This is a genomic window from Haloarcula terrestris (assembly GCF_031624315.1).
Lineage (GTDB): Archaea > Halobacteriota > Halobacteria > Halobacteriales > Haloarculaceae > Haloarcula > Haloarcula terrestris.
Genome location: NZ_JAMQOM010000003.1, coordinates 566,179 through 589,129, shown reverse-complemented (window position 1 = coordinate 589,129; position 22,951 = coordinate 566,179). Strand labels below are relative to the sequence as shown.

Annotated in this window: 22 protein-coding genes and 2 tRNA genes; 11 read left to right on the top strand and 13 right to left on the bottom strand. The window is 61.3% G+C overall.

The window, feature by feature from the left end; translation table 11 throughout:
• Positions 1–73 precede the first annotated feature (73 nt).
• Positions 74–3,124 (top strand): hybrid sensor histidine kinase/response regulator, encoded by a 3,051-nt coding sequence (locus NDI54_RS10045; RefSeq protein ID WP_310896309.1) that lies wholly within the window; start codon positions 74–76, stop codon positions 3,122–3,124.
• Between the two features lie 7 nt (positions 3,125–3,131).
• On the opposite strand, the gene cmk is transcribed toward NDI54_RS10045, so the two are convergent.
• The 4 genes from cmk to NDI54_RS10025 all read right to left on the bottom strand — a co-directional run bounded on the left by cmk (position 3,132) and on the right by NDI54_RS10025 (position 5,492).
• A complete protein-coding gene (gene cmk, locus NDI54_RS10040) occupies positions 3,132–3,749 on the bottom strand; it encodes a (d)CMP kinase (protein ID WP_310896308.1) in 618 nt (205 codons plus the stop codon).
• Between the two features lie 72 nt (positions 3,750–3,821).
• On the bottom strand, positions 3,822–4,292 hold the full coding sequence (locus NDI54_RS10035) for an ArsR family transcriptional regulator (RefSeq protein ID WP_310896307.1): 471 nt from the start codon (positions 4,290–4,292) through the stop codon (positions 3,822–3,824).
• 337 nt (positions 4,293–4,629) lie between these two features.
• Positions 4,630–4,713: transfer RNA gene (locus NDI54_RS10030), tRNA-Ser, on the bottom strand.
• A 26-nt stretch (positions 4,714–4,739) separates the two neighbouring features.
• Positions 4,740–5,492, bottom strand: a complete 753-nt coding sequence (locus NDI54_RS10025; RefSeq protein ID WP_310896306.1) for a hypothetical protein — start codon at positions 5,490–5,492, stop codon at positions 4,740–4,742.
• A 101-nt stretch (positions 5,493–5,593) separates the two neighbouring features.
• Between NDI54_RS10025 and NDI54_RS10020 the strand changes: the two genes are divergently transcribed.
• Positions 5,594–6,136: a hypothetical protein gene (locus NDI54_RS10020; protein ID WP_310896305.1), complete on the top strand. Its 543-nt coding sequence runs from the start codon at positions 5,594–5,596 to the stop codon at positions 6,134–6,136.
• On the opposite strand, the gene NDI54_RS10015 is transcribed toward NDI54_RS10020, so the two are convergent.
• On the bottom strand, positions 6,137–6,763 hold the full coding sequence (locus NDI54_RS10015; protein ID WP_310896304.1) for a uracil-DNA glycosylase: 627 nt from the start codon (positions 6,761–6,763) through the stop codon (positions 6,137–6,139).
• 1 nt (position 6,764) lies between these two features.
• Positions 6,765–8,012 (bottom strand): chorismate synthase, encoded by a 1,248-nt coding sequence (aroC, locus tag NDI54_RS10010; RefSeq protein ID WP_310896303.1) that lies wholly within the window; start codon positions 8,010–8,012, stop codon positions 6,765–6,767.
• A 184-nt stretch (positions 8,013–8,196) separates the two neighbouring features.
• Here aroC and NDI54_RS10005 point away from each other — a divergent pair, with 184 nt between their 5' ends.
• Together NDI54_RS10005 and NDI54_RS10000 are read left to right on the top strand one after the other, a co-directional pair.
• Positions 8,197–8,463, top strand: a complete 267-nt coding sequence (locus NDI54_RS10005; RefSeq protein ID WP_310896302.1) for an AbrB/MazE/SpoVT family DNA-binding domain-containing protein — start codon at positions 8,197–8,199, stop codon at positions 8,461–8,463.
• 3 nt (positions 8,464–8,466) lie between these two features.
• Complete coding sequence (locus tag NDI54_RS10000; protein ID WP_310896301.1) at positions 8,467–8,868, top strand: PIN domain-containing protein; 402 nt, start codon at positions 8,467–8,469, stop codon at positions 8,866–8,868.
• Between the two features lie 103 nt (positions 8,869–8,971).
• On the opposite strand, the gene aroA is transcribed toward NDI54_RS10000, so the two are convergent.
• Positions 8,972–10,261, bottom strand: coding sequence for a 3-phosphoshikimate 1-carboxyvinyltransferase (gene aroA, locus NDI54_RS09995; protein ID WP_310896300.1), 1,290 nt, complete (start codon positions 10,259–10,261; stop codon positions 8,972–8,974).
• A gap of 96 nt (positions 10,262–10,357) precedes the next feature.
• On the opposite strand from aroA, the gene NDI54_RS09990 reads away from it, so the two are divergent.
• Positions 10,358–11,065, top strand: a complete 708-nt coding sequence (locus NDI54_RS09990) for an SDR family NAD(P)-dependent oxidoreductase (RefSeq protein ID WP_310896299.1) — start codon at positions 10,358–10,360, stop codon at positions 11,063–11,065.
• A gap of 45 nt (positions 11,066–11,110) precedes the next feature.
• Positions 11,111–11,977, top strand: coding sequence for a ZIP family metal transporter (locus NDI54_RS09985; RefSeq protein ID WP_310896298.1), 867 nt, complete (start codon positions 11,111–11,113; stop codon positions 11,975–11,977).
• Positions 11,978–12,325: 348 nt separating this feature from the next.
• On the opposite strand, the gene NDI54_RS09980 is transcribed toward NDI54_RS09985, so the two are convergent.
• Entirely contained in the window at positions 12,326–13,558 is a 1,233-nt protein-coding gene (locus NDI54_RS09980; protein WP_310896297.1) for an ornithine cyclodeaminase, read from the bottom strand.
• A 141-nt stretch (positions 13,559–13,699) separates the two neighbouring features.
• Between NDI54_RS09980 and NDI54_RS09975 the strand changes: the two genes are divergently transcribed.
• A complete protein-coding gene (locus NDI54_RS09975) occupies positions 13,700–14,467 on the top strand; it encodes a LolA-like protein (protein ID WP_310896296.1) in 768 nt (255 codons plus the stop codon).
• A 51-nt stretch (positions 14,468–14,518) separates the two neighbouring features.
• Here NDI54_RS09975 and NDI54_RS09970 read toward each other — a convergent pair whose 3' ends face one another.
• The 3 genes from NDI54_RS09970 to NDI54_RS09960 all read right to left on the bottom strand — a co-directional run bounded on the left by NDI54_RS09970 (position 14,519) and on the right by NDI54_RS09960 (position 16,509).
• Entirely contained in the window at positions 14,519–15,085 is a 567-nt protein-coding gene (locus NDI54_RS09970) for a hypothetical protein (protein WP_310896295.1), read from the bottom strand.
• Between the two features lie 107 nt (positions 15,086–15,192).
• Positions 15,193–15,981, bottom strand: coding sequence for a M14 family metallopeptidase (locus NDI54_RS09965; RefSeq protein WP_310896294.1), 789 nt, complete (start codon positions 15,979–15,981; stop codon positions 15,193–15,195).
• 45 nt (positions 15,982–16,026) lie between these two features.
• Complete coding sequence (locus tag NDI54_RS09960; RefSeq protein WP_310896293.1) at positions 16,027–16,509, bottom strand: DUF309 domain-containing protein; 483 nt, start codon at positions 16,507–16,509, stop codon at positions 16,027–16,029.
• Positions 16,510–16,633: 124 nt separating this feature from the next.
• Here NDI54_RS09960 and NDI54_RS09955 point away from each other — a divergent pair.
• From NDI54_RS09955 to NDI54_RS09940, 4 genes are all read left to right on the top strand, one after another.
• A tRNA-Leu gene (locus tag NDI54_RS09955) sits at positions 16,634–16,717 on the top strand.
• Positions 16,718–17,385: 668 nt separating this feature from the next.
• Positions 17,386–18,660 carry a PGF-CTERM sorting domain-containing protein gene (locus tag NDI54_RS09950; protein WP_310896292.1) on the top strand — a complete coding sequence of 425 codons (1,275 nt, stop codon included), beginning with the start codon at positions 17,386–17,388 and terminating at the stop codon, positions 18,658–18,660.
• A 384-nt stretch (positions 18,661–19,044) separates the two neighbouring features.
• Positions 19,045–20,685, top strand: coding sequence for a PGF-CTERM sorting domain-containing protein (locus NDI54_RS09945; protein ID WP_310896291.1), 1,641 nt, complete (start codon positions 19,045–19,047; stop codon positions 20,683–20,685).
• 167 nt (positions 20,686–20,852) lie between these two features.
• Positions 20,853–20,993 carry a hypothetical protein gene (locus tag NDI54_RS09940; RefSeq protein ID WP_406600176.1) on the top strand — a complete coding sequence of 47 codons (141 nt, stop codon included), beginning with the start codon at positions 20,853–20,855 and terminating at the stop codon, positions 20,991–20,993.
• A gap of 129 nt (positions 20,994–21,122) precedes the next feature.
• On the opposite strand, the gene NDI54_RS09935 is transcribed toward NDI54_RS09940, so the two are convergent.
• Positions 21,123–21,656: a metal-dependent hydrolase gene (locus NDI54_RS09935; protein WP_310896290.1), complete on the bottom strand. Its 534-nt coding sequence runs from the start codon at positions 21,654–21,656 to the stop codon at positions 21,123–21,125.
• A gap of 116 nt (positions 21,657–21,772) precedes the next feature.
• Entirely contained in the window at positions 21,773–22,795 is a 1,023-nt protein-coding gene (locus NDI54_RS09930; RefSeq protein ID WP_310896289.1) for a DUF1616 domain-containing protein, read from the bottom strand.
• Between the last annotated feature and the right edge of the window lie 156 nt (positions 22,796–22,951).

Below are 22,951 nucleotides of genomic sequence, written 5' to 3'. Positions count from 1 at the left end.
CCACGTCCTATGTCTGTACTGGTGGCTCTTCACGGCCCAACCATTATTGGTCGCCTCAATTACGCTGTACATGATGAACGGGCCTCCGGACACCATTCGGGTTCTCCACGTTGACGACGAACATGACTTCGCTGATCTGACTGCTACCTTCCTTGAACGTGAAGATGACCGGTTCACTGTCGAAACAGCCACCAGTGCCAGTGCCGGAACAGCACAACTCGAACAGCGCCAGTTCGACTGTGTGGTCTCGGATTACGATATGCCCGGCCAGAATGGGATTGCATTCCTCACATCCGTCCGGGAACAGTATCCTGACCTGCCGTTTATCCTGTTCACTGGGAAGGGGTCCGAGGAAGTCGCCAGCGATGCCATCTCCGCCGGCGTGACAGACTACCTCCAGAAGGAAGGCGGTACTGACCAGTATGCGGTACTTGCGAACCGGATCACGAACGCTGTTGAACACCAGCGGGCACAGCAACGCGTCGAACGAAGCGAGCAACGCTTGCGCGAGATCGTCGATGCCCTTCCCCATCTTCTCTACGTGGTTGACGAGGACGGGGACTACCTGCTGGCGAATGAAGCACTCGCGACCTTCCATGACACGACCGTTGCGGATATTGAAGGATCGAATATCGCTGCGGTTCTTGACGCGCCCGCTGCTGAGCAATTCCGCCAACATATCGCTGAAGTCCTCGAAGCTGGGACGACAAAACGTATTTTCGAGTTAGAAATCGACGATTCAGACGGTCAAACACACGTATTCGAACCGCGGTTACAACCATACAAATTCGGCGATGTCGACAATCGTGCCGTCCTCGGTATCGGTGCGGACATCACCGAGCGCAAGACGCACGAACGAACACTTGAGCGCACGCGCGAGCGGATGCAACTCGCGCTCGAACACACGAACTCGGTCATCTTCGAAATCGACTGCGACACAGGCGAAGTCGTCCGACACGGGGCCTACAGCGAGTTTTTCGATCTGTCGGCAGACGAGGTACTGACGTGGGAAGACCATCTCACGCGGGCGGTGCACCCGGACGACCGCGACCAATTCCAGCAATTCTACCAACAACTGGTCGACGGCAAGAGAGATAGTGGCCAACTAGAGTACCGGACGACACCCGAGATGGGTGATGTCCGCTGGATACGGGATACCGTCTCAGTCAAGAACGACTCCGATAGCGGATCGCGCCAGGCGCTCGGTATCGCTCGCGAGATAACCGAGCACAAAGAACGCGAACAGGAGCTCCAGCGGAAAGAGCGCCGCTATCAAGCGGTCTTCGACGACCCGAATATCCTCGTCGGGCTGATCGACACGGACGGGACGGTTCTGGAAATCAACGAGACGGCGATGGACTACGTCGACGCCACACGAGCGGACGTGACGGACGAACCGTTCTGGGAGACGCCCTGGTTCAATCACTCAGAGAGCCTGCAAGAAGACGTGAGAGGGTGGATCGAACGGGCGGCAGACGGCGAATACGTGGCGTTTGAAACTGATCTCGTCCAGCCCAGCGGTGAGCAATATACGGTCGAGGGAGTGTTCAGGCCTGTGCGAGATGCGGATGGCGATGTGGTCTCGCTCATCATCTCAGGCCGCGAGATTACAGAGCAAAAGGAGTACGAGCGGGAACTCGAACAGACGAACGCGCTCCTGTCGACGTTGTTCGATACACTCCCGGTGGGCGTGCTCGCCGAAGACGAGCAACGCAACGTCGTCGCTATCAACGAGCAGATGTTCGAGCTGTTCGACCTGCCGGGGTCCCCCGACGAGATTCGCGGCACGGACTGTGCCGGACTCGCGGCGGATGTCAGTGACGTGTTTGCTGACTCCGAGGGGTTCGTCGACCGGATTGGCGACCTGATTGCTGGGCAGGAACCCGTGTATAACGAAGAGATAGAGCTTGCTGACGGGCAGACGTATGCACGGAGCTACCATCCGATCGACCTCTCGGACGGAGGCGGGCATCTGTGGGTCTATCGTGATATCACCGCGAGAAAGACGCGTGAGACGCGCCTTGCAACCCTCAACGAAACGATGCCGGAGTTGATGGCTGCGGAGACGCGGACAGGCGTTGCCGAGATTGGAATTGAGGCCGCTGCCAACGTGCTGGGGTTGGAGGCGAGTGCAATTCATCTGTACGATGAGCAGGACGGACTCGTTCCGGTCGCACAGACTGACGCTGGAAACGATCTTATCGGAGAGCCACCGACGTTTACGGGCGAGGGAAGCATCGCGTGGCGCGTCTACGAACAGGGCGAAGCACTCGCCACCGAGGATGTCCACGACAATCCGGATATCTACAATCCGGATTCCCCAGTTCGAAGTGAACTCATCCTCCCACTCGGTGAAGTGGGGATTTTGATTGCCAGCTCACCGACCGAGGCAACCTTCGATGAGGAGGATCGCGTCCTCGGTGAGATTTTGGCCAGCAACATTACAGCAGCACTGGAACAGGTCGAGCGGACAGCAGAGATCCGTGCTCGCGAGGCGGAACTGGAGCGCCAGAACGAACGCCTCGAGGAGTTCGCTAGCGTCGTCTCCCACGATCTGCGGAATCCATTGCGGGTAGTCGAAGGACGACTGGAACTCTTGAAAGAAGACTGTGAAACCGAACAGGTAGCTCCCATCGAGCGGGCACTCGACCGGATGGATGCGCTGATCGAGGACATTCTGACGTTTGCTCGCGAGGGCAACAGAGTGAGCGAGATGGAAGCTATCGATCTGCGGGAGGTCTGTGAGGCGTGCTGGCAACACGTCGAAACGGCCGAGGCGACACTCGAGATCACGACCGACAAGACGATCCGAGCCGATCGAAGCCGTCTCCAGCAACTGATAGAGAACCTCGTTCGAAATGCCGTCGAACACGGGGGTGAGGATGTCACAGTGTCGGTGGGTGATCTTGAGACCGGGTTCTACGTTGCAGATGACGGCCCGGGGATTTCAGCGGACGAGCGCGAGTCGGTGTTCGATGCAGGATACTCGACTGCAGATGACGGGACTGGCTTCGGCCTGAGCATCGTCAAGCAGGTCGCTGATGCCCATGGGTGGGATATCACGATTACAGAAAGCGAGGCCGGCGGGGTACGGTTCGAGATTACTGGAACCGAACACGCCTGAGTGCGGACTATTGGTCGATTTCGAGTGCTTCAGTTTCGAATGCCCCTTCGTCAACCCCTGGGTCGTACTCCTCGATTGCTGTCCGGACGAGTTCGAAGACACCTCTCTGGCTCCAGCGTGCAGTGTTCAGATGCAGGTCGTAGAACTCCAGGTCACCCACATCGATTTCGTAGTAGGACTGGTAGCGGCCGGCTTCGCCCACTTCCCGGACGCCCATCTCGGCGCTGGTCTCCTCGCGGTTCTCGATACGCTTCTTTCGCACTTCCTCCGGGGCATCGAGGTAGATCCGCAGGTCAGCACGGTCACCGGCAAGTCGCCCGGCGAGGCGCGATTCGAGGATAAACGGCTTGTTCGCCATCCCCCACTCTTCGGCAATCTCACGGAGACGCCGGTCGAGCGCCCGATCGATCTCGTCTGACTCCTGTGCCTTCGCACCCAGTTGCGTGAGCGTCATGTCCCGGTTCTCGGCGATTTCCCGGAAGATATCTCCACCCGAGACGTAGGGACAGTCCATCGACTCCGACAGGCGGGAACACAGCGTGGTCGCGCCACAGCCGGGCGGGCCCGAGACTGTGATGAAGAGGTTCGTATCGATCAACGGAATCTCGGTGGCCTTCTCGCTCATACGCAACAAACGGTATTTCTGCTAAAAAGAAGCCGTGGTTCGATAGCGTGTGAATCGGCTCGTGGCTACCAGTTACTCCTCGTCGTCAAGTCGGAGCGTGGCACGGACCGGCTCTGGTAGTGGGGGACGTGGGGCCGTTTCGTGTCGCTCGATCTTCTCAGGCTTTCGCGTTTTCTGGTGGACAGCTCGTGCCATTGGGACACCCTTGAGATAATTAAAATCACCGAGGATGTCGGCACCATACTCGGTAAATCCGAAGAATTTCCACGGTAAGCCACGCTTTTCCTTGTTTGGCGGGTACTCATAGACCGCAAGGATGGACGCTTCAACGAGTACGTCCAGTTGCTCTCCCACGGTCTTTTTCGATTTACTTGGGATGAAATGGTTGATTTCATCCGCCGATGCGAGGGTCTTCGGGTGTCCCAGAAGTGCCTGAATGATGCTGTGCCGGGTTTCCTGTGAGAGCAACTCCATCAACTTCTGCTGTCGTTCCAGGGGGTTTTTCTCCCGGTCGGATTTGGAGTGAATGGGGATATCGGTCATATTGACTGGATGTTTGCTGGCTGGCAGTATAGACATATGGGGCTGGGATTTGAACCGAGCCGAGACGGTCCTGCTCGCTCGTTCACGGCTTCGCCGTTCGCGTTCGCGGTCCTCGCTTCGCTCAAACCGCATCTTCGCTGTGCGGGCTGCGACTCGTCGGCTTCCAATCCCAGTTGACGTACTTGCCACTCACGAGTTGTTCGTGGCAAAATACGGTGGGGCTGGGATTTGAACCGGAGCAAGACGGTTGCACTCACTGCGTTCGTGCGCTGCGACTTGCAGGGCTCAAATCGCCAGTACGTACCGCTAGCTCCTCGCGTATTCGTTCGGAGCAATACGGTGGGGCTGGGATTTGAACCCAGGAATCCGTGAGGATACCTGCTTTCAAGGCAGGCGCAATAGGCCGCTCTGCCACCCCACCGCAGTCGGGCATACTGCGTGGGCCTTCTAAGACCTGTCGGTCTCTCGGACCACAGCCGGTTCGCCGTCGTCGTCGATGACACGCACGCCGAGGTCATCGAGGAACGCCGTCGTCCGCTGAGGCACGACCCGTCCCGCCCGGTTTCGAGCCCGGAGGAGCGGAATCACGGTCTTGAGGTCTGCTCGCGTTTCGAGGACGGGCGTCGACGGGAGGAAGTCCACGTCGAGGCCAGCATCTGCGGCGCGCTCGCCGATAGTTTCGACAGTTGGCGTGGCGTAGCTGTCTTCGAAATCTATCGGCTCACCGAAGCCGGCGTAGTAGATCCGACCGCCCTCGGCGGGGCCGAGAACCACGCCGCTGGACCGGAGCTTCATCGCTGCGCTGTCGATGAGTTGGCGATTCAGCAACACTGCGGTCGGTTCGACGGCGGCGACAGTCGCTACGTCCTCTTGGTCCAGGAGGTGTGTCACGGTGTTGCCGACGCGGCCGGCGAACGTCGACCCGACCTGGACCTCGAACCGGGCGTTGCTCGGCGACTCGAGGGCGTCCGTCACCGGTTCCCGCACCGCGGCTTCGGGATCTACGCCGTCCGGGACCTGGTCCGATGGGCGGTAGTTCACCAGCAACTCGGCCCCGCTTGACTCCACCGCCCGACAGACATCACACAGCATCGCTTCGTACAGCGCGGCAGCTTCGGCGTCGTCCAAGAGGTCGCCCGCGAGGTCCTGTAAGACGAACCCCTCGACTGGCGGGTCCGCCAGCACAGTTACCGTGGTCATACTCTCCCATCGGCCCGACGGTGGTTAGTCGCTTGCGTTCCGGTCCAGTGACCGAACAGTTATAAGATGTGAGTAATACTTGATAACTAAGAAGAAACTACATGGAGCAAGCACAGACCTACAGATGCGACGGATGTGGGTCGGAGTATCGAGTTCGCGGGGAGCCACAGCCGAAGGTCGTCTGCCGGAACTGTGACCGAGAAGCCACGCTGTGTGGAACGGTAGCGGCACAACGGGCGTATCACGTCGGCTACACGCGGTATCGGGAGGCCCGCCGGCAACTGTCTGACGCGCTGTCGACAGTCGAGGACGGGGAGATGACGCTCGCACGCGGGAGCTTCGACAACGCGGCGACCGACTTCGAGGCGAGCGTCGAGGAGTTCACGACGGCTGTCCGGGAAGCCGACAACGACAGACTGTCCGACCAGTCCGAACGAGCGCGCAAAAAAGCGACTTGCCTCTGGCAGGCCACCGAGTGGCTCAGCGGCATGACCTTCGCCAGCGAACAGGGAGAGACAGACCAGGCGACGACGTACCGCCAGGACGCCGAGAACAGATTACAGGCGGCCAAAGAGTACGGAACAGTATCGCGCCCGGACGAAGTGCTTCAGACCGCCGAGGTCGAAACACGGACCGACGCCTGACTACCGGCCGCGTCGGCCCTTCGTTTGTCGGTAGTCCTGTCCGAGCGTCTCGCTGAAGTGGTCCAGAAACGCCGTCCGTTCCTCGTCAGTCTGTTCGCTTGGGGGGATCATCGGGAGGATTTCGAATCCCCGCCCACGGATCGTCGTGGCGTGTCGCTCCTCGATATCCAGTTCGTCCTCGCTCATCGTCGTGTACTCGAAGGCCAGTTCTTCGAGCGGGCGCTGGCCGACCGGGAGCAGGATCTCGGGGTTTATCATCCGGATTTCGCTGTTGAGATACGGTTCGCAGTTGACGACCTCCTCGTCAGTCGCGGCCCTGTCGGGATGGCGACAGCGGGTCACGTAGGTGAGGAATGTGTTCTGAAGCTGTGGTCGTTCTGCGTCCGGGTCCGAACACATGTCGACCGCGGCGAGGATGTCGAGGAGTTCGCGCTCCTGGTCGCCAGTAAAGGGGATGCCGGACGCGTCCGCGCCGGCCGCGGGCGAGTCACCGAGGACAATGAACTCAGCGCCCACGTCGCCGTAGCCGTGGACGACGTTCTCGCGTGTCTCACACAGCGCGGGACAGTTCTGGCACTCTTCGTCCATCCCGAACGGGTTCGACTTGGACTCCTGTTGTGCGTCCATCTTACTCGTCGTCGAGGGTCTTCGCGTGGGTGTCCGCGTCCTCGGGGTCGTTCTGCGGACTGGACGGGTGGTAGTCGGTGTCGTACTCGCCCGGTCGGCCGTCCAGCCGGTCGGGGTTGATGCGGCCGCCAAGCAGCATGAAGTCGAGGACGGTGCAGGCGAGCATGGCCTCGACGACCGGGACCGCCCGCGGTGGCAACACCGGGTCGTGCCGGCCGGTGACAGTGATCTCTTTCTCCTCGCCGGTCTCCCAGTCGACCGTCTTCTGTGTCTTGGGAATCGAAACGGGAGCGTGCCACGACACTTCGCCGTAGATGGGCTGGCCGGTCGTGATGCCGCCCTGGATGCCGCCGTGGTCGTTGCCCACGGGTGTCGGGTGGCCCGTCGCCCGCAGCTCGTCGCCGCTCGCGTCCTCCGAGGCTGTCGCCTCGCTGTCGTCGAACTCCCAGTTCTCGGTGTACTCGCTGCCCTTTGTCGTCCGGGCCTCGCGGCCGATGCCGTACTCGAAGTCGTTGACCGCCGGGATGGAGTACATCGCCTGGCCGAGCCGGGACGGGAAACTGTCGAACCGCGGCGCGCCGAGACCGGAGGGGACGCCCCGACACTCGAAGTAGATTGCGCCGCCGATGGAGTCGCCCTCTTTCTGGTGCTGATCGGCCACGTCGCGCATCTTCTCGGCGGCTTCGGGGTCGGCACAGCGGACCTCGTTTTCCTCGCTGTGTTCGAGCATGTCCTCGAAGGTGACTGGTCCCGACTCGACATCACCGATCTGGCAGACGTGGGCCTTTATTTGTACGTCGTAGTCGGACTGTTCGAGGACCTGCTTTGCGACGCCGCCGGCGGCGACCCAGTTCACTGTCTCCCGAGCGGACGAGCGGCCGCCGCCGCCCCAGTTCCGGGTCCCGAACTTCGCGGAGTAGGTGTAGTCTCCGTGGGAGGGCCGCGGAGCCGTGATGAAGGGCTCGTACTTGCCCGAGCGGGCGTCCTTGTTCTGGATGACCATCCCGATGGGCGTCCCCGTGGTGTAGCCGTCCTGAATCCCGGAGTTAATCGTCACCTTATCGGGTTCGCCCCGGGAGGTGGTAATCATCGACTGACCGGGCTTGCGCCGGTCGAGGTCTTTCTGTATCTCCTCCTCCGAGAGTTCGACGCCCGCCGGAACGCCGGAGACGGTACAGCCCATCGCCGCCCCGTGGGATTCGCCGTAGGTCGTCATGCGGAACAGACGACCGAACTCGTTGCCGTTCATTACAGTGGTGTCGGGGGCGGGGGCATTTGAACCTTGTAGATGTGGCTGACGGCGTGTCGTAGACCCGTTCGCAACCCCCTGTACGGTTATCGATGAACGCTCAATACAGACTCAGTACGGGCGGGAAATATGCCATGATTACGGGAATATTTTTGTTCTTTCCCGCACTACGGGTGAATACGTCATGTCGAAGACGACAGATGAACGAGGGCGGATCTACCTCCCGAAAGATGTCCGCGAACGATTCGGTGACCAGTATCGTATCGTTGAACTCCCGAGCCACGTCGCACTCTTCCCAGTTGACGAGGATCCGCTGGAGGGCCTCCGAGCGGCCGTTGGCGATGCCTTTGCGGAGACAGAGGCCGACACGTTGAAAACTGAAGCACGGAAGGCCATCTCACGAGAAGTGCAAGAGGAAGCGAACGGCCGGTCACAAGACGGCGGGGCGTAAGTCGTGTACGTTGAAACCGACTTTCTCACCGCACTGTTGAAGGACGACGACTGGCTTCAGGACGCCGCAATCCATGCCCTCGAAGAGCACGACGACATACATACCTCGATACTCGCGTACGCCGAGGTTCTGGTGTTGTTCTACGACCGTGAGGCGGCCGAGTACGAAATCGATGCGCCACGGGCAATTACCAACCTGCTCGAACTGGTTCCAATCGTGCCCGAAGCGCACGAGGACGCGGTTCTGGCCGCTGCAGCGTTCCTCGACGAGTACGACCTCACCCCATTCGATGCACTCCACGCTGGACTCGTCACGACCGGCGAAGAGCGAGTTCTTTCGACCGAGCAGGACTACGACATTGTCGGCCTCGACCGCACATCGTTGGAACCCACGCGCTCTGAGTGAAGATGGTGGAGACGCACACCTACTGAGTGAACAGTTCTATGACAGCCACGTGGCTGATACCTGTCCCCGGAACAGCGGGTGATAGCGTCGGTTTTCCCACGGTCTACCGCTCGACGGCCGCACCGAGCGATTCGAGCACGTCGAAGAAGTTCGGGAAGGACACGTCGACGTGTTCCGCGCCGGTCACCGTCGTCTCGCCGTCAGCGACGAGGCTCGCGACGGCCAGCGACATGATGATGCGGTGGTCAGCACGCCCCTCGACGGTCGTGCCGACGAGGTCGCTGTCATCGCCATAGACGATGAGTTCGTCCTGTTTCTCATCGACTTCGGCACCCATCTTCGTGAGTTCCTCGGCCATCGCGCTCACGCGGTCGGTCTCCTTGTACCGGACGTGCTCGGCGTCGGTGATCCGCGTGACGCCGTCGGCGGCGGCCCCCAGCGTGGCGATGGTCGGCAGGAGGTCCGGCGTGTCCTCGACGCCGACCTCGATGCCGGTTAGCGGGGACCGTGAGACGGCGATTTCGCCGCTGTCTTTGTCCCAGTCGAGGTCGGCCCCCATCCGGTCGAGAATGTCGACGATGGCGGCGTCGCCCTGGGCGCTGGGGAACGCCGACGTGACGCGCAGGCCGTCCTCGGCGGCGAACGCCCCAGCCGCGAGCAGGTAGCTCATCGACGAGAAGTCACCGGGGACGTTGTAGTCGCCGCCGGCGGGCGCGTAGGACTGGCCGCCCTCGATCGTAAACCCGGCGTCGGTCTTCTGGGCGTCGACGCCGAAGTCCGCCAGCACTTCAAGCGTGATGTCGACGTACGGCGACGATTTCAGCTCCGTCGTCAGGTCGATGTCGATGCCGTCCGGCGAGACGGCCCCGGCCATCAGGAGCGCGGTGATGTACTGTGAGGACACGTCGCCGGGGATTTCGACCGCCCCACCGTCGATGCCGCCGCCGACGACCAGCGGAGCCTGTCCGTTTCGGCGGGTCGACTCGGCGTCGCCGTCCAGTTGTCCGATGGCGTCGAGTAGCGGCCCCTGCGGGCGGGAACGGAGGGATTCGTCGCCAGTCAGGACTGTGAGGTCGTCCTGCAGCGCGGCCGTGGCGGTGACCAGTCGCATCGTCGTCCCGCTGTTGGCACAGTCGATAACATCCTCGGGCGTCTCCGGCCGGCCGTCGAAGCCCGTCACTTCGACCGTCGATCCGTCCTCGGCCAGCGAGACGCTGCCGCCGTAGGCCTCGACCGCTCGCATCGTCGCCTTGGTGTCCGCGCTCACGAGCGGGTCGCGGACGACCGCGCCGTCGGCGTAACCGGCGGCCAGCACCGCCCGGTGTGTGTAGCTCTTCGAGGGCGGGGCCTGTGCCGTCCCCTCGACCGTCGACTCCGCGATGGTGATGTCCATGCCCGGTCGGTAGCGGGCGTTCGACAAGAGACTACCGCTCTCTTAGCCCACCGAGGTGAGAGCAACGACCTTGTGGCTGGCAGCGGTACCACCGCTATGGTCTCAGGGATGGACGGCGCGACCGCTGTCGTCACGGGCGCGAGCAGAGGCATCGGCGAGCAGATAGCCCACGCGGTGGCGGCTGCGGGCGCGCATACGGTTATCTGTGCCCGCGATGCCGAGGCTCTCGATGAAGTTGCGGCCGACATTCGGGACACGGGCGGGTCCGTGACTGCGATACGGGCCGACGTGCGCGACGAGTTCGACGTGGAGCGACTGGTCGAAACCGCGACGCGGGAGAGCGAGGGGACGATACGGTACATCGTCGCCAACGCCGGCGTCTACCACGGGAGTGCCGGTGAGACACCGCTGACTGAGGAGTCCTACGCCGCCTTTGACGACCATCTCCGGACGAACGCTCGCGGCGTGTTCTCGACGATTCGTGAAGCCCTGCCCCACCTCGATTCGGACGCCCGTATCGTCGTCCCGACGGGCGCAGTCGCCCGCGAGGGGATGCCCGGCTACGGCTCCTACGCCGTCTCGAAGGCCGCTGCGGAGGCCGTCGCCCGCGGGTTCGCTGCGGACCTCGACTTCCCAGTCGGCGCGGTCGATCCCGGAAAGGTCGCAACGGATCTCTCCGGCGACGGCGGACGCGACCCCGAGACAGTCGCTGAGATGGTGCTGTGGGCGCTCCGGGACGCGGACCCGTCGGCGCTGGACGGCGGCGTCCTCGACTGGGGGGACTATCGGTCGGCGACACGGTGACCGCCATCGACGCATTTATTGGCAACAGACAGGTGTTAGTAACCAATGAATATTAACCTGGAAGGGGTGTTTAATAACACTGGCCGGGTATCACCGGTCGGCATTGCGAGCATTGTCGGCCTCCTCTTCCTCTCGGGCCTCGCCGTCACGGGCGATGCGCCGAAGGTTCTGGTCATCTCCTGGGTCGCCTTCGTGGCGATGGGCCTCGGTGCGTGGCTCGGTGCGCGGGCAGACGAGACGAACCCCTACCGCTTGGTCTGGGGCTACGGCCTCGCGAGCGGGGCGATGGTCACCTCAGCGGCCATGTTCCTCGTCCCGCAAGCGATGGGGCTGGGCGGCCAGGCGGGCGCGGCGCGCATCGGTGGCGTCGGCATCGCCGCCGGGCTAGTGACCGGCTACGCAACCCACACCATCGGCCACCGACTGACCCACGTCGAAACCGCCTTCGACATGACGACGCTCGCCATTGCCGCCCACGCGCTCTCGGCGGGGCTGGTCATCGGGCTGGTGTACGCCTCCATGCCAGAACTGGGTATCCTGCTCGGACTCGCCATTGTCTCACATAAGGGGCCGGCGGGCTACGCCGCCGCCCGGCGGCTCGGACGCAACGGGAAGTCCGCGACCGCACTCCTGCTCCCCGCGGCCGGCGTCGGCCTGACGGCGATCCCTTCGGCGCTGCTTCCGATTCCGGAGTCCGCGCTACTCAATGCACTTATTTTCGGGTTTGCCGCCGGTATCTTCCTCCACGTCGCGATGGACTTCCTGCCGAACTGCGAGGCCGGCAGCGAGATCGACGAGGTGTGTGAACTCCACGACCACTCACACGACCTGCTCGACGAACTCCGAACGCACGCCGTCGCCTCGACAGTTGTCGGCGCTGCCGTCATCGTGCTGGCGTGGGTTGCTATCTAAGTACCTTTTTCGACCTCGGGTTTCCTCGTTCGCTGCGCTCACTGCGGGAACCACTCGATTCAAAAATCTACGCGAAAAAGGCTGAACGCTCGGCTTCGCCTCGCGTTCAGGAGCCGATACTCATTCCGTCCGCAACCGCACTACTCTTCTTCCAGCAATTGTTCGGCCAGAATCGGCACGAACGTCCGCAATCCACCTTTTTCAGCGTCGGGTTCGCGCTGACCGCGCGAACCGCTCTCTGCTCACGGCGACTTTGTCGCCGTTCGCATGGTCAGCGGGACCGACGGTCCCGCTCGACTCGAAAAACGTGGGCGAAAAAGTCCGACCACTCGCGGCGCTCGGGTCGGTTCAGTCTTCTTCCAGCAACTGCTCGGCCAGAATCGGCACAAAGGTCCCGATGTCGGTGACCATCCCGACCGCCTGCGCTGAGCCGCGGTCGAGCAGTTGTGTCACCGTCGCGGGATTGATGTCGACACAGACGACCCGCGTCGTCGATGGGAGACAGTTCCCGACGGCGACCGAGTGCAGTAGCGTCGAGAGCATCAACACCATGTCGGCCTCGTGGGCCTGCTCACGGATGGCGTTCTGGGCCTCGACGGCGTCGGTGATGGTGTCCGGGAGCGGGCCGTCGTCGCGGATCGAGCCCGCGAGAACGAACGGTCGGTCGTTTTGGATGCACTCGTACATCACGCCCGATTCGATGGTGCCGGAGTCGACGGCCTCGGCGATGCTGCCCTCGCGGATGACCTCGCTGATGGCGTAGATGTGATGTTTGTGGCCGTGGCGGGGATGGTCCAGGCTCTCTGTGTCCATTCCCAGAGAGGTGCCGTAGATGTCCCGCTCGATGTCGTGGACGGCGAAGCCGTTACCGGCCGAGAGCATGTCGACGTACCCCTCCCGGACGAGGCGCGCGAGGTCCTCGCGCGCGCCGGAGTGGATAAGCGCCGGGCCACAGACCGCCATCACCTTGCCGCCCTCTTTTTTCGTCTCCTTGATCGCGTTCGCGATTTTGCGGATGGTCGATTCCGAGGGCCGCTCGGAGGAGACGCCGCCCTGCATGAAGCCGAACGCGCCGCCGGAATCGCGGGGACGCTCCGGCGGCTGGACCTTGATACCGGTTTCGTCGGTGACGACCATGTCACCCTCGTCGATAGCGTTGAGAACTTTGGTGTAGGCTCGGGGGCCGTCTTCACCGTCTTCGACCACCACCGCACAATCCATCTCCATGTCCTCGACCTCGACCCACTCGCCGTCGTGGCGGATGAACGTCGGGTGGTTCGTCGTCGAGTAGAAGCCATGCGGAACGACCTGGTTGTCGGGCGCGGGGACGAGTGTGGCGTCTTTCGGGTCCGAGGGGTTGACCCCGTGCTGGTGGAGTTCGTGGACGATCGACTGCAGCTGGTCCATGTCGTCGGCTTCGACGAGCAATCGGGCGTAGGACTCCTCGTCCTTGCGGCGGCCGATATCGAACTCCTGGACGGAGAAGGAGCCGCCCATATCCATGATGATGCCGAAACAGGACTGCATCATCCCGGAGTCGATGATGTGGCCCTCTAGCTCGACTTCGCGAGAGACGGTCATGGCGGAGACATGGGGGCAGGTGTGTAAGACGGTTTTGGGTCCGCACTGCTCCGAACCGGGTAGCAAAGCCGAGCGTGGGCCACTCTGGTGCCTCGGATCTAATCCACGGCTTTTTCGAAGCCGAGCGTCCGAGGACACCGTATGCGACGACTGGTCCTCGCCGTCTGCCTCGCTGCCCTCCTCGCTGGGTGTGGGTCGTTCGTCGGTGACAGTCCGCCCCCGAGTGACGAACGGGCCGTTGCGGCCATCGAGGAGGCGAATAATTCGATCGCTGCTGTCGAATCGTACCAGTTCGAGATGGGGATGCATGTGGCTGCGTCGGACGGTGACCAATCACAGTCCGCGCGTGTCGATGGCAGCGGTGCGGTAAACGTCTCCACGAAGCGGATGCAAGCGACGACGCGAACGCAGGATCAAACGGTTGAGACCTACGTCGACGGGTACAAAGCGTATCAGGGGTGTCAGGACCCATGGGGTGGGTACGGTGTCGAGAACGTCTCGCGCTCCGAGCCGTGGGCGACTGCGACGCCGCTCCATAGACAGTTACTGCTGTTTGAACGCTCGAACGTGTACTGGCAGGGGAACGAGACGCTCGACGGCACCCGGACCGTTCTCGTCACCGCTTCCCCGAGCACTGAAACCCTGCAGTCGGTCATGGACCGCCGCCAAGGAAGCAGCGTCGATCTGGACCGCGGTTCGCTTGAGAACGCCACGGCGCGGTTGTGGCTCGATCCGGAGACGAACCGACCGGTGCAGTCGGAACTCCGGCTTAAAATCTCACAGCGTGGCGCGACTGCGACTGCGACGCTCACGCTCCACTACACTGACTACGGGACGCCGGTCTCCGTCTCTGTTCCGCCGGATGTCTACGACAACCAATACCAACTCGGCTGTCCGGGTTCCAACTGAATCGGTTCAGAAGCGGCAGAGCGGCCGCTTCAACAGCGGACAAGAGGACGGTCAGTCCGCCCACGACTCGTACACGTCGCGTCCGACGACACCGAGGCCGATGAGTGATATGAGATTGAGGAGGAAGCCACCGACGACGGGAATTGCGAAGGGAACGGCCAGTAGCAGGCCGCCGGCGAGGCCGTCTGTGGCGCTGACGGTGCCGTCGTCGCCGATCACCGAGTTACCTGCCCAGACAACGGTAACCCCAGAGCCGACGATGCTGAGGATACCGATGAGCAGCAGTCCGGGGATCGAGACCAGGGCACCGATAACCGTCAATGCCAGCAGGACCAGTCCGATGGGGAGCAGGACGCCGACGAGCAAGCCCCAGCCGAAGGCAGCGCCAGGGTCGTCCTGAATCTCTCGCACAGCGTTGGTGGTGTACTTCGGTCCGGTAGCGGCGGCTGCGACACCCAAAATCGTGAGGATGACGAATCCGACACCGAAGCGGAGTACGACATTGAGTGCCGGGTCACCGACGCCGCCCGGACCTGTGGACTGTGCTGTTGCGACCCCGGCGAGTCCGAGGACGGCGAGCAGACTCCCGAGGCTACTAACGGCAGGCTTGGAGGGCATAGTAGCGTTTGGGAGTTTTTACTGGGATTGTAAACCTCTTCTGTGTGTTCAGTATCTGACAGAGGTATTACTCCCTCCCGAACCCGTGGCCGAAAGCAGAAACGCAGTCAGTCAAGCATCCCGATCCGATCCGCGGTAAAGCCGAACACGTCCTCGTAGCCGTAGGCTGAAAGCAGGACCGGGTGGAACGTTTCCTCTGCAAGGACGGTCTCGTCGTCGGCCGCTGCAACGGGGTCGCCTTCGGGCACCTGCTCGAAGTTCCGGACGAACACCTCGTACTGCTCGGCCGCCGCCTTCGGAATCGGTTCGCCGAGCTGGAACACCGGCAGTGGCTCGCTCCGCTGCAGGGCTGGACCGTCGGTAACACCGGTGGCCACGAGGAACTCCCGGATGACCTGCTCCGCGTTCTCGGCGGCCTCCGGGGAGCCCTGATAGCCACACTCCACTTCGACGACGGAGTCCACCGTCGCGAACAGCCGCCCCTCGTTTGCGCCCTTCGTCTGCACGACCGCATCCACGGAGAGGGCGCTACAGAGCTCCTCCAGCTCGGGCGTCAGGTCATCGACGAGGGCGAACATGCCCTCGTAAGATTGCGTGGAGTGCAGCGAGAGTACGGTGCAGTCCTGTAACTCCGCAGCGAGATCCACGGCTAGCCGCGTCTCGTGGGACTCGCTGTCGCCGTCGCCGGGGAACGAGCGGTTGAGATCCGTATCCAGATACCGCTGTTTTGCTTCGAGTGCGGCTTCGTTCGCGATGATGAACTTCACCGGACGTTTGACCTCGGGTGGATCGGCGAGGACGGCCTCGATGCCGTCCCGGCCACACGGTTCGTCGCCGTGGATGCTCCCCACGACGGCCACCTCCGGAACCCCGTCTCCCAGTTGCTCGATTCGCATCTATCCCGCCTAACGCCCCCAGCCTTTAGAATTGCCCGGATTCGGTCAGTGTTCGAGCGACTCCGCGAACTCGATGTCCTCCGGGCGACATGTGGGGTAGCCGCCGTCGAGGCGGATCTGCCAGCCGTGCAGCGCTGTCGGATCCGACAGCGCGTTCGTGACCGTCGTTCGCACGTCAAGCAAGTCGACGCCGTAGTAGTCGTTGGGGACGCCACGGAAGTACTGCAGCGACGTTCGAAACAGTGACCGCATCCCGTCGTCGTCCTCGAAGTCGAAGTGTTTGTACGCGCCAGCGGCGACCTGTACCATTCCGTGGAGGAACTTGCTCTCCGTGTTCCCCCGGCCGTAGTTGTACCACTCGTCCTCGAAGCAGTCGTGTGACTCGTGGAACTCACCGGAGTTGTAGAGGCGGACGCCGTGGACGACGGCCCGCCTGAGCGTCTCGTGTTCCCACTGCCCGTCTGCTCGCCAGCCCGAGGGGTTTCCGTCGGGGGGTTCGACGGTCGGGTCGCGCGTGTGATCGTCCATATCTACGCTACTGTCTCACAGGGGGTCAAACCACCGGTTCTGCCGGCTATCTGACCGCTGGCTCCGAGTCGCTTCCGTACGACATTTATACTGCACTGCCATGTGTACCGAATGCACTAAGCGTGCGAGGGTAGCCAAGCCAGGAAACGGCGGCGGACTCAAGATCCGCTCCCGTAGGGGTCCAAGGGTTCAAATCCCTTCCCTCGCACTGTTGGACCGACACGGTCCCTCGCAAACAGCGAGCGGCCGTCGTCACGGTTGCGAGCGTTCCATCGATCCCGATGGAATCTCGCTGAGAAGACGATGGCCGATCGGTGCTGGAAGACTCGCACGGAGCGGTCTTCCCTCGCAATTTTCCGACCAACTGGGCCAGAGATGTGTCTCCACAATGAACTACAGCGTAGTTCCCACATCTACTGGATTCCGATGAGCGTGTTCCTTGTCACGAACGGCCTGAAAACCGGGCCGGTGTCACGCTTCCGAGTATTTCACAGGGGCGGTTGGAGTACAGGAGGCGACTAATCGATTGGTTGTTAGCGTTTCCCACGAGTGCTCTCCACTCATGAAGGTCTACAATCTGTGCTTTATACCAGATAGCTACGGTGACACTAATTCTAGGTGCTGTCTACAGCTACTAGCATGCTATCTAAACCGTTTTTATATCAGTTAATTACAATTTTATATTCAAATACCCATACTAAGATACCAATTCAAAAATATCCATCATTTCTATTCCCGTTTGTATATAATGGCGGGTTTAGAGCCCTTCATACACTGCTATAGATAGTATCACTGCACAAGAAATATACCACAGGAATCTGTAATGTTTCGGTAATGGTAAAAACACCAATACTAAAACCGGCTGTCATCTTCGTGATGGCAGTTGCGTTAGTACTGGCTGGCCCGTTATCACTGGCGTCCACCGCTGTGGCAACCCCCGTTGCTGAGAGCCAATCGATCTCGGTGTCGGAAAACGTCAGTGTGTGGGAGCGGTCACCACTCACGCTTCGAACGACCTCCGAGGGACCGACGACGCTAGCGGCACCGCAGACGTTCATCAACGTCGAGTCGGCCGCAACCGGCGACCTCCCGCTCAATAAACGCACCGTGACGGTTCACGAGCGCAACGAGCCGATAAACATGTCCTTCGAACCGAGGATCGGAGCCGGAACGCGCTCCCTCGCTGGCGACGAGGCACAACTGCTCGCCGTCAAGCTAGACAGTGCTCCGACCACCGCTGGGGCAAACACCAGCGACATTGCGGCCTCCCTCGGCGATGTCTTCGCAAACAACTCGAACATCACGTCATCGGCGCTACTCGATGACGCGGAAGGCGTCGGAACGATAAATGAGGATGGCGAACTGAACGCGTCCTACACCCCTGAATCAGGTGGCGCATACGGCTTCGTCCTGGTGACTGTCGACGAGGGCGATGAGGGACTGTCGGTGTCGGACGGTAACGTCTCCGTCAACGGGGACGTGACTGTCGTGGGCGTCGAACAGGCCGTAGTGCAGGACAACGCCTCGAACGCCGAGCGGACCCAGAATCCGGTCAATCCCGGTGACAACGTCACGCTGGATGTCGACACCGAGATGGAAAACGAGTCCGTCGTCCACGCGGTCATGCTGGTCCGGCAGGGTGAGCTCCAGCGGCAGTCGAGCACGGTGACTGTGTCTGGCGATCTGAACGAGAACTTCGCGTCGGATCAGATCTCCGTCGAGAACTCCTTCAGCGGTGTCAGCGGCGTTGCGACGGTCGGGAGCGACACGGGGCTCGAAGGTATCACCCTCTCCGAGAACCAGTCGATACCGCCGTTCGGGTTCCAGGGCTTGTTCGGCATGGTCCTTACCGAATCAGAATCAGACACTGACGGCGACGTTATCCACGCCTCCACGACGGTCGTAGCGGACGACCCCGACGCTAGCGTGACGGTCCAAACGCTGGACTCCTGGCCCAACGGAGCGTACCAGTACGTCCACGTCGCAGTCGGCACCGAGTCCGGGACCATCAACTCCGATACCGGAACGGTGGCACTGAGTCCAGGCGGCGGGCCTGACAACGGTGGCGGACCCGGCAATGGGCCGGGCAACGGCGGTGGTCCCCCGGATAACGCTGGCGGACCGGATGATGACGAAGACGAAGACGAGTAACTAACTGGGAGCGCCCGGTCACAGGCACGGTTTATTAAATGGGTCACGCGTTGCGGCACTGGAGTTCATGGTTTTAAACCAGTGCCGCTCAATTACATTATATATAAATGATACTAAAAGCAGCTGCGCTGTCACCCGTCTATAGCTATTTACCTATTATTTCTAATAATTCTCAGAGTTACTAGCTGGGTCGCAAACTGAATCCTAAGTCGAGAACCGCGCGGTGAAACCCCCGGACAGAGCCATCGTGTCTCGTAGACACAATATGACGGTGGGTCACGCAGAATGTCACTGCATAAGAATTATACCGGACCCCTCCGAAAAAATTCAGTAATGTGTAAAACAACAATAGGAAAATACGCTGTAATTTGTGCGATTACAGCGATGCTGGTGTTAGCCGCCCCCCTGTCGGTAACAACTGCGGCGGCAACGCCAGTCGATGACGGACAAACGACGGCAATAACGGAAAACGTAGATGTCTGGGAGCGGTCGCTGCTCCCGTTGCGGGCAACCTCTCCAGGGCCAACGACGATAGCGGCCCCTGAGACGTACATCAACATCGAGTCCGCCCAGACCGGTGACATACCCTTGAACCGGGACCAGTACACGATTCACCAAGCGGGTGAGTCAGTCGCCCTCAGGTTCGAATCAACGACCGGCGCTGGGACCTCGGCGGTCGCTGGCGACGAGGCGCAACTGCTCGCCGTCAAGCTCTCCGACAGCCCTGACGCGGCCGGATTCAGCGACGGGAGTGTCAGAACCGACTTGGCTAGCATCTTCACGAACGACTCTACCGTCGATTCGGTCGAACTGCTAGACGACGCCGAGGGCGTCGGTTCGATAGATGACAACGGCGCACTTGCAGCCTCGTACACGCCTGAGTCGAGCGGGGCGTACGGCTTCGTCCTGGTTACTGTTGATGACGGCCAGGGCCTGTCTGTCTCCAACAACAACGTCTCGGCTGATGGGAACGTGACCGTCGTCGGCATCGAACAGACGCTCGTTCAGGAAAGCGCATCGACCGTCGACACGACAGACAACGTAACTGCTGGCGACAACGCCACGCTCGACATCGAAACTGACCTCGAGGACGACTCCGCCACGCACGCAGTGTTGCTGTTTAATGAGGACGAAATCCAACAGCAGACCAGTACCGTCCGGGTGACCGGTGATCTCGATGAAGACTTCTCTGAAGACCAGGTCACTGTTGAGAACTCCTTCGATGGCGTCAACGGCGTGTCGACGACGGATGGCGACGCCTCATTCACCGGAACGGACTCGACAGCGACCGGGGCGATGCCGGCGGCTGGCATGCTCGGTCTGTTCGGATTCGTTCTTTCCGAAGCATCGCCCAACACGACGGGCGACAACGTGATGCACGCCTCGGCGACGACGACATCTGATAGCCCCGATACCACGGTTGCCGTCGAAACGCTCGATTCCTGGCCGAACGGGACGTACACGTACGTCCACATCGCTGTTGGCGACGACTCTAACCAGATCAACTCCGACACCGGAACGATTTCACTGACTCAGTCGAACGAGACCGATTCAGGCGACGATTCCGATGGTGGTGACGGTGACGACGAGAGTGGTGATAACGGCGATAGCAACACCGGCGGTAGCGATGATGGAGACAACAACAGCGGAGACAGCGGTGACGACGACGATGGGAGTAGTAATAACGGCGACAGTAACAACGGAAACAACAATAGCGGTGAGGGAAGCAGTGACAACGGCGATAGCGACGACAACGCAACGGAGGACAGCACTGAGGACGCAACGACGACTGGAACGGACGATGAGACTGCCACGGACGACGGCACTGACACTGCCGAAACTGAAGACGGAAACACGCCGACGGAAGCGGCCACGACTGCAGGCGGTGGGGCACAGCAACCAGACGAGGGCGCTACTGAAACACAGGATTCAGTCGAAACCACGAGTTCGAGTGGCCCCGGCTTCACGGTACTCGTGACGGTCCTAGCACTGCTAGGTGCCGGATTCCTAGCACGCCGCGACTGAGGCGCGCGCACCGTTTCCGCGGTGAGCTGGGACTGTTTTTCCGCGATTGCAGATTCCACTCTTGATAGTTCTGGACTGTCCACAGCAACAGTATAGGCAGTGAGATGTTGCTGAGGGGGATAATTTTATATCAGTTTACGAACAACATGTGTATGCAAGGTACACACATGGGGGACTACGCAAAACCATCGCGCGCGGCGAAAATCAAATGTATCGAGTGTAACTCACCGGTCGTACTCACGGTTGACGACGAGTACATCTGTGTCAACTGCGGCGAAACGCCGATCAAATCCGCGACCCCGGCCTGACGCTGCCGGTAGGTGTCCAGCTTGTGGACCTAGCACGATGAACGGTATTTTCGACACACTGACTGTCTGTTTTAGTCTCTCGGGATTCTAGAGGCCCAGCCAGTGACAACGACTGGACGACCCGACAGCTTACTGGTGTGGAACTTCCGAGAGGTGTCGCTCACGTCTCCGGTACACCGCTATGACGCTGTAGCTGGCGGCCAGTCCCAAGACGACCAGTGGGACGAGAAGCGAGAACAGGCTGTCCGGCGCGTGGGCCGCGAACGACGCCTCTCGGTCGGGGTTTGCCGGTAGCAGCGGCCAGAACAGGTTCGGGAAGAAGTAGTACTCCGTCCCGAGGCGCAGTACCGGATAGAAGTCGCCGGCAATGTGTGAAAGGTAGGCGGCCGAAAACACCACTGCCTGTTGCCCGTAGCCTCGGCGAGCAGCCAGCAATACGAGTACGGAGAGAAGAGGGAGACAGACGACCAGCGAATGGGCGAGCATCCGGCCGCTGGGAAGGATAGCGAACGTCCACGCCAGTGGTTTGTCGATTATATCCGGGAGCTGTGTCGCGACGAGCAGGAGTAGCACCATCGGACCGGAGGGGAGCCGACGCCACCGCGCCACCGTATAAGCCGTCAACGGCACGGCTGCAAGGAGAAAGTGGCCTTCGGGGTACACTGTGAACGCAACGGTCCGAGGCAAGAAAAGCCGTTCGCCGGGATCGATCACCACCGAACTGCATGGTCACAGTCCACGTTTTTCGGGAGTAGATCGCCCCTCTATGCGAAAACGGGTCAGCCGGTCACGTTGATCCAGAGGTGGACTTCCCGGTATGCCGTCGACTGGCTGATGGTCTCTGGCGGTGCACCGCGATACAGGAGGTACTGGAGTCGGAGTCTCTCACCGGTCACGCCGGGCGTCACCTCGTGCTGGCGGTGCCAGGTCTCGTTGTGTCCCAGCGTCGGCTGGAAGCGTCGTAGCTCCGACCGCTCCTGGACCCGCGTCTGGTTTCCAACGCGCTCGACACGCTGTAACTCGGCGATGACCGTGTATTCCGTCCGTTCGTGTTCCTGGTTTCCGATACCGACGATCAGCGACCCGCTTTCGCCTTGCTGAAACTCCGTCGGATAGTTGTCAGCGACGAGTTCGCCGTCCTCGCTCTCGGTCAGCAGGTAGAACTCGCTGAAGCGCTCGCCCTCTTTCGGAACTGTGAGGGCGTACCCGACGCTGGCGGTCGCAAGCAGAATGCTTAGTACTAACAGCACGTTCAGGACGGCGTCCGTCCGCGAGGCCGGCGAGAATAGTTCTTCCCGGCCGGCGCTGAGCCACGCCCGGTACGGGACGCGAAACCGCTCTTCGGGGGGCAACGCCCAGCGCCGAACGGCAGCGACAGCGGTCAGTACGAGCGTCAGTCCGCTGAGTGATACGAGAATCGGGACCAGACGGATGCCCCACGGCGTGAAGTTCAACACCAGACCGACGAGGGGAACGAGCGCGATGCTGAGTCCGAACGAGAGTGCCACCCGTTCGATGCCGTCGATACCGTCGATACCCTCGGCCTCGGGGTTCGTGACAGTTTCATCGTCAGCGGTGGGGCCGTCACCGGCTTCCGGAAACAACGCGGCGATGAACGCGTACCCGGGAACGAAGAGGACAAACACCAGTCCGACGACGATGCGAACCCGTGTCTCAGAAACGACCGGCAGCAGGGCAGCCAGGTTCGTCAGAATCACGATGCCGATAACGCCAGCCAGATCGGCCGGGAGGTGGCGGAGTTGGCGCGGCAGGAGCAGTTTCCATGCCGGAGTGTCTGCCATTAGCAGTGACTCATGTCGGCACGATAAAAAAATAGCTGATTGCTTCGCTATTCCATCCTGCTGGATGATCTGCACTCCGCCCTGATTGGCCAACCGAACGCATTTTATCAACCCAGGAGAATAATTCGGTGTGTTCCGGAGCCAGTCGTGGGCCGT